Origin of the sequence: Methanobacterium sp. SMA-27 (assembly GCF_000744455.1) — an archaeon.
In the GTDB taxonomy this organism is placed as follows: Archaea; Methanobacteriota; Methanobacteria; order Methanobacteriales; family Methanobacteriaceae; genus Methanobacterium_B.
Genome location: NZ_JQLY01000001.1, coordinates 1,938,033 through 1,945,000 on the forward strand (window position 1 = coordinate 1,938,033; position 6,968 = coordinate 1,945,000).

At 31.4% G+C, this 6,968-nt stretch carries 5 protein-coding genes (1 of these 5 only partly in view); 3 read left to right on the forward strand and 2 right to left on the reverse strand.

Annotated elements, in window-relative coordinates; translation table 11 throughout:
* Positions 1–31: 31 nt before the first annotated feature.
* On the reverse strand, positions 32–988 hold the full coding sequence (locus DL91_RS09705; protein ID WP_052374358.1) for a hypothetical protein: 957 nt from the start codon (positions 986–988) through the stop codon (positions 32–34).
* A gap of 373 nt (positions 989–1,361) precedes the next feature.
* On the opposite strand from DL91_RS09705, the gene DL91_RS12960 reads away from it, so the two are divergent.
* Positions 1,362–3,461, forward strand: a complete 2,100-nt coding sequence (locus DL91_RS12960) for a HEAT repeat domain-containing protein (RefSeq protein WP_052374360.1) — start codon at positions 1,362–1,364, stop codon at positions 3,459–3,461.
* 35 nt (positions 3,462–3,496) lie between these two features.
* On the opposite strand, the gene DL91_RS09715 is transcribed toward DL91_RS12960, so the two are convergent.
* On the reverse strand, positions 3,497–4,324 hold the full coding sequence (locus DL91_RS09715) for a sulfite exporter TauE/SafE family protein (RefSeq protein WP_048191362.1): 828 nt from the start codon (positions 4,322–4,324) through the stop codon (positions 3,497–3,499).
* Positions 4,325–4,665: 341 nt separating this feature from the next.
* Here DL91_RS09715 and DL91_RS09720 point away from each other — a divergent pair, with 341 nt between their 5' ends.
* Together DL91_RS09720 and DL91_RS09725 are read left to right on the forward strand one after the other, a co-directional pair.
* Positions 4,666–6,561, forward strand: coding sequence for a helix-hairpin-helix domain-containing protein (locus DL91_RS09720; RefSeq protein ID WP_048191364.1), 1,896 nt, complete (start codon positions 4,666–4,668; stop codon positions 6,559–6,561).
* A 76-nt stretch (positions 6,562–6,637) separates the two neighbouring features.
* On the forward strand, positions 6,638–6,968 hold the 5' portion of the coding sequence (locus DL91_RS09725; protein ID WP_048192696.1) for a DUF429 domain-containing protein. The gene runs 257 nt beyond the window's last position; the window shows 331 of its 588 coding nt (coding positions 1–331); it begins with the start codon at positions 6,638–6,640; its stop codon lies beyond the right edge, outside the window.

Here is a 6,968-nt window from a genome sequence, read left to right on the forward strand (position 1 = left end):
CACCGAATTATTTCCTTGGAGATAAATGATATTAGCTAACAGAACTTATTCTTTTTTTAATAATACTTTTGAAACGAGTGTCTTTGGCTATTTTACTATTTTTTAGATTTACTTGTCCAATATATTTTCTGTTGGGAATTCTTGGCAAACTATTTCCTTTGATTAAATGCCCGTTGAATATGATATTATCTGGTGTACCTCTGCAATTTGAGGCCCATATTTTAACCAGTGTTGAATATCTAACTTTTTCTTTATGTTTCATTACTGCATAGGTTATTATGTTACGCCTGTTAATTCCCCATCTATCTGTAGTTTCTAAGCTTATAGCTGATGATACAGGATTAGATGTAGAGATGTGACCATTTCTATAATATGCTGGATGATTAGGTACACTAACATATTGTCCGTCGTGCATTTTAAAAACAGTCTTTTTTGTACTCCCACCATTATATATAACAAGACCTACTGTATCATCTGGTGATTTAATTACAAAGTGTCCTATTCCCATTCTCTTCAAAATATTATACGCTTTATTTACTGTATTAGATGTTATATGGCCCGAAGTTGAAGTTCTCCCTGCTAAATTTTCAAGTTCTTTATTCAAGCTTGGAATATCTGATCCTCCAGATGAGACTATCCAACCATCACTTGTTATTATTGTGTGAAAGAAATAGCCATTAGTAGTTTTATACTCTTTGATCGCATATTTCCCATACCATTTTAATTGGATAAAATGAAGATCTGCAGAGTATGTGGAATCTCTTCGAAAAGAAAATACATCATACCCCTTTTTAACATGTAATAGTACTGAACAACATCCATTTCTGCTGGTTTTAACATACACTTTGGGTATTATTTTTTTAGTTTTTGATGAATGAATTTTTTTTGTTATTTCTATGTTTGATACATACTTTGAAGAAAGGATTTGAGGATTTTTTGAATTGTTATTGCTTGCAGCTGCTGCTGAACTGCCAATAAAAAATAGCATCAGAAAAATTGTTAAATTATTATTTTCTTTTCATGAAAGATTGTATCACCCCTATAAAAAGTATAATGTAAAAGTTTTAATATATACATTTAGCTATTGAATAAAATAGTTTTTTATGAGATTTCTGGATAAAATTATTAAATTTTGATTAATGATTGAAAAAATTGTGTTACTTATTTTGATTTTTTTTAATGAGAAATTTTTAATTAATAGTGGAATAAATAATATATGAAAGTATAGGAATTATTATAAGGTTTATCTTGAAATTTAAGTGATTAATTACTAATTCAAAAAAAAATGTTTAAAATATAAGAATTATGATACGAAATTTTTTATTAAATATTCCTGTTTGGTCAAAGCTTTGGTGATAAAAATGCGTGTGTTCAATCTCTTAAAAAATAGGATAGATGAGATGAAAGATAAAGAAGATATTGATGGTTTAATCGATGCATTGAATGATAATGATGAGAATATACGCAAAGAAGCTCTGATGGCTCTTGAAAGAATAGGAGACCACCGTGCTACAGAACACATAATGCAATCGCTCCAAGACCCAGATAAAACCATACAAGAAGAAGCAATAACAGCACTTGGAAGGATCGGAGACAAAAAAGCAGTACCATCACTCATACAAACTCTCAACAGCCCACAACTAGGAATCAGATGGAGATCAGCAGAAGCACTAGGCAAAATAGGAGACACACAAGCAACAGAACCCCTCATACAAACACTCCAAGACCCAGATAAAACCATACAAGAAGAAGCAATAACAGCACTTGGAAGGATTGTTGTGGATCCATTTATCCATGATTTGAAGGGTGAAGATCGCGACTTAAATGATAAAGCCATTATTGCACTTAACCATATAAGAGAATTGAATGTTATTGAAAAAAATATATTACAAAATGAAATTAAATCATCAACCCAGGATAATAATCAGTTAGATCAAGATTTGAAAGAAGAAATTCTAAATTTAAACGATGATGAACAAATTATCGAGAAATTAGTTCCAACTGAAATATCTGATATGGACGCTAAAAGGGCAGAACTTACAAAAAAGGGTTATCATGTATACATTGAAAATTTTATAAAAAATTCACGATACAATTACATTGATGGGTTTATTAGAAAATCACGTTATGATTATGAATTTACAGATATCCGAAATCTCCGTGAGTTACTTCAATACAAAGGCTTGGAATTTTCTGATGAAGAAATGCTCTCACTCATTAAAGAAGAAATAAAAAATCAGGATTACTTAGAATTTAAAAAAACAATTATGGGTCAAAAACCAAATGAATTGACAGATTATCTAGAAATTCTAATAAAAGATTATCCCGAACCAATGGATCATATAGACCAATTAAAAAAGCTTTTGAATAAACACAACATCCCACACAACAACAATCTAGCAGAACAAATAGAAAAAACACAAAAACAACAGGAAATCAAAGAATTCGAAAACAAAATATTAGCCAATGATACACAAAACTTTGTTGAAAATGCTTCTCCCTCAATTCTTAAAGGGTTTCGAATGAAGGAATTGAAAGAAAATAGGGATTTGATGATTGCAAATGGAAAATATATTTATATAGAAGCATTTGTAAAAAAATCACTGCCCAACTACGAATTAGGTAATGTGCAGAAATTCAGAGAACTATTAACCTATAAAAAAATGGAATTTTCTTTGGATGATTTAATCTGGCTTATACAAGAGGAAATAAAAAACCAGGAATACTTGGAGTTCAGAGAAAAATTAATGATCCAAAAACCAGAAACCATTGGAGATTACTTAGAAATTCTTATTAAAATTTATCCAGAACCAAAGGATCATATAACCCATTTAAAAAAGCTTCTAAACGAACATAACATCCAATACCCCACTAATATAGCAAAACAAATAGAAAAAACACAAAAACAAATGGAAATCAAAGAATTCGAAAACAAAATACTGGTTAAAACTGTTAATGAAGAAATTTTACCTGTTGAAATGGAAGATCTAGACGATGCATATATATATTTCAATATCGGAAATTTATACTATGACCTTGGGAAAATTGAAAATGCACTAACATATTATGATAAAGCTCTTTATATCTATCCCGATTTCATTGATGCCTGGAAACACTTGGGACTTATATACTACACCATGGGAAGATTACAGAAGGCAGCAGCTTGTTACAATCAGATTTTAAATTTTGATCCCAATCACCCAGAATTATGGTTAGATATTGGAATAATATTCTTTGAAATTGGAAAAGTTCCAGAAGCAAAGACTTGTTATGAAAAGGCAATGGAACTGAATCCATGTTATAAAAATGAACATTTTGCTGTTGATACCAGAAGCTTCCTTAAAAATAACATCAATTCACTGAAAAAATTTGATAATTATCTGGAACTTGCTTCATCTGCATCGTGGGAATCTTCCGATCCAACACCACCACTTTCTAGAATCATGCGTCTTTTAGATTAATAAATCATAGATAATCCATGATTTATTATTTTTAGTTATAATGGAATACCTACCCAGCTGAATATACCTATCATCTTTAAACCTATGAAGAACATAACTGCAATGTATAAATATCTTAATTCTCTTTCAGGAATCTTATGAGATGCATTTACACCAAGTTGAGCCATAGGAACTGTTATAATGCTCAGTGTTATCAACTGTATTAAATTGACATATCCGATGGAATAAGGAGGCAGTCCACTTATATTTACACCATTTAACGTATATGCAATAATTCCCCCCAAAGATGTGAAGATTAAAACTGCTGTTGATGTCCCAACAGCACGATGCATACTGAACCCCATTAGTATAGATAAAATTGGAACCAATACAACCCCTCCACCTATACCTAGAAGTCCTGAAAGAATACCTGCTATAAAACCAATTATTAAATATTTTAAAATTCCTTTTTTTGGTTCAGAACCATGTTCCGGATACTTAGCTACTAACATCCATGTAGCTGCAACTAAAACTAAAACTCCAAAAATTATTTTTAAATACTCCCCCGGAATGTTAGATGCAAGGGTTCCCCCAATAAATGCGGCAATTATTCCCGAAATTCCTATAAATACAGTTGGTTCTGTTAACACTGCACCTCTACGCTTGTGACCAATTGTCCCGCTAATTGCAGTGGGTAGAATCACAGCCAAGCTAGTTCCAAAAGCAACTCTGATTGCAGTAGTTGGATCTATTCCCAACGATGTAAGTAGAAAGAACTGAACAGGGACCATTATGAAACCTCCACCCACACCTAGTAGCCCTGAGGTAAAACCAACTAATGCTCCTGTAAAAAGCAATGCAACTATATATAATAAAAAATCCATGTTCTCTCCTATCAATTCCTAATTATTCCAAAATTATGTTTCCTTTATAAGTAGAAATAATTGATCTTATTTAAAATTAAAAGTTTCCAATTAGAATTTAAAAATATAGTTAAATAGTTTGATATAAATTCAATATATTCACCGATATTAGATAAAAAATCATTTAAAATATTAAAAAGATTCCATTAAATATACAAAAATTAATCTAACTAATACAATGAAATAATAAAGTTCATAAAGAAGAATCAAACTTATCATATGGACTCTAAAATCATTTATACATGGGATAAGAATAGTATAAATTATCAAGAGATAAAGAATTTTATAAAAACGGTGGTAGCTTGGATTTAAAGAAAATAAAAGGGATAGGCAGTCGTCAGGCAGATAAAATACTTTCAAACTTTGGCAGTGAGAAAGAATTTATTGAAGCAGTTCAAAACTACGAAGTAGACCGTATCACAAGTATAGAAGGAGTAAGTCAGAAAAAAGCAATTCAAATAATAAACACTATCCTAGGCAATCCCAGTAAAGAATTTCTGAAAACTGATCAGGCTGTTCAAATATATGATGATATAATAGAGAGGATCCTTAAGTTCGCCAATACCAAGTACTGTGAAAATAGGATACTTCTAATGAGTCCGCTTAAAAATCAAAAGAGCATCATGGAAAACATTGATTTTGTTATGAAAGCCAAGCATTTTGTGGGCAAACTACCATTAGATGACTTAAGATCTTTACTTAAAAAAATAGATTCCCTGGAAGAACCAAAACCATTGTATGATCCTTCAAATGCAATATTGGTTGAGACACGGGATGATTATCACCAACTTATAGACATGGGTCTTAACAGTTACTGCCCAATTATAACTGGAGATGAACTTGAAAACCCTGAAGACTTTGAATTCATTGTTTATGTATATAGCGAGGGCTTAATGGAGTTTGAATCCCAGAACATTGCAATGGTAAATAACTCATCAGAAATGTATGAGATTGTTCCAGAAGTTATTTTGTCATATTACAAAAAAAATTATCCTATAATAAAAAACGCCCTTAAAATAAAAGAAATATTAGGGCAGGATTCTATTCTAGGAGATGTTATTGAAATTATAGATTCATTGGAATCCGATGATATAGATGAAACAATTTTTGAAGATGCAGTGGAAACATCCAAACGTAAAGCGGATTTAAAACTTAAAGAAGCAATTAAAAAAGTAGATCTCAAAGGCGATGAAATATTAGACCTTTTAAACGAGGATATGCCTAAAAAGATACAAGAAATATTCGATGAAGTTATAACCGAAGCAAGAAAAGAAGTTCGTGAAAATACTGGATGCTCCTTTGATCCTTTCATACAGAAATATCCAATTGAAATTGATAATGAAGAACTTGAAAGGATCAAAAAGCAGGAAATATCCAAAAAATATGTAAATGCACATGAAGAAAATGTGAAAGCAGCTCAAACACTCTCAACTATGAAACCAATAGTGGAAGAAGAAATACATGAGATTTTACTCTTTGACTATGAATTTGCACTCGGCTGTTTTGCACATTACTATAATCTAAATCCGCCCGAACTTGGAAATGGATTCAGTTTCCACAATGGAATACATCTAAATCTTGCACTAGAAAATAGTATAGAAGTTCAAAAAATTGATTACACACTCGAATCCCCGAATAATGTTGTGCTCTTAACAGGAGCAAATAGTGGAGGTAAAACAACTCTTCTAGAAACAATAGCCCAAATTTGTATAATGTCACAGATGGGACTTCCTGTATGTGCAAGTAAAGCTCGTGTTAAAATAGTAGATGAAGTTTATTTTTTCTCAAAAAAACGTTCCTTAGATGCCGGCGCATTCGAATCATTTTTAAGAACTTTTATGCCCATAGTTACTCTAGATACTGACAAATTAATATTATTAGATGAATTAGAAGCCATAACCGAACTTGAAGCAGCTGTAAAAATCATATCCAGTTTCATGGATTTCATAAGTGATTCCAATTCCCTTGCAGTGATTGTAACCCATATGGCCCGCGAAATATTGAAATATACAGATGTCCGAGTGGATGGAATAGAAGCTAAAGGTTTGGATGAAAATTACAATCTCATAGTTGATAGAACACCTCGTATGGATTATTTTGCAAGGAGTACTCCGGAATTAATATTAAGAAGAATGTATGAAAAATCAGATGATAATAAGTTGAAGAATATTTACAGACAAGTTTTAGAAAAATTTTAATTTCACTTTTTTTAATTTAAATATGTTACTCCTAAGAAATGATCAAAATAAATAAATTATCCGAAGGTTTATGAAAATGAGAATATTAGGTATAGACCTAGCTGGTAAAGAAGAAAATGAAACGGGTATCTGCATTTTAGATGGGGATAAATTTAGTTTATCCACCATTCATACTGACAAAGAGATTTTAAAACTGGCAGATAAACTGGAACCGTCACTAATTATAATAGATGCACCACTTTCCCTTCCAAAAGGTCGTTGCTGTCTTGAGAAAGAATGTAATTGTTCTGTTGGAGGGCATTTTCGACAGGCAGAACGAGATATACGTAGTTATGGTCGCGTACTTCCCCTGACATTCAAGGGTATGAAGATGTTAACAATGAGGGGAATTAGAATTTCATCACAAC

What these genes read in the sequence shown, in the direction of transcription:
- DL91_RS09705 (WP_052374358.1), bottom strand. Translation starts at nt 988, where the DNA reads ATGCTATTTTTTATTGGCAGTTCAGCAGCAGCTGCAAGCAATAACAAT.
- DL91_RS12960 (WP_052374360.1), top strand. Translation starts at nt 1,362, where the DNA reads ATGCGTGTGTTCAATCTCTTAAAAAATAGGATAGATGAGATGAAAGAT.
- DL91_RS09715 (WP_048191362.1), bottom strand. Translation starts at nt 4,324, where the DNA reads ATGGATTTTTTATTATATATAGTTGCATTGCTTTTTACAGGAGCATTA.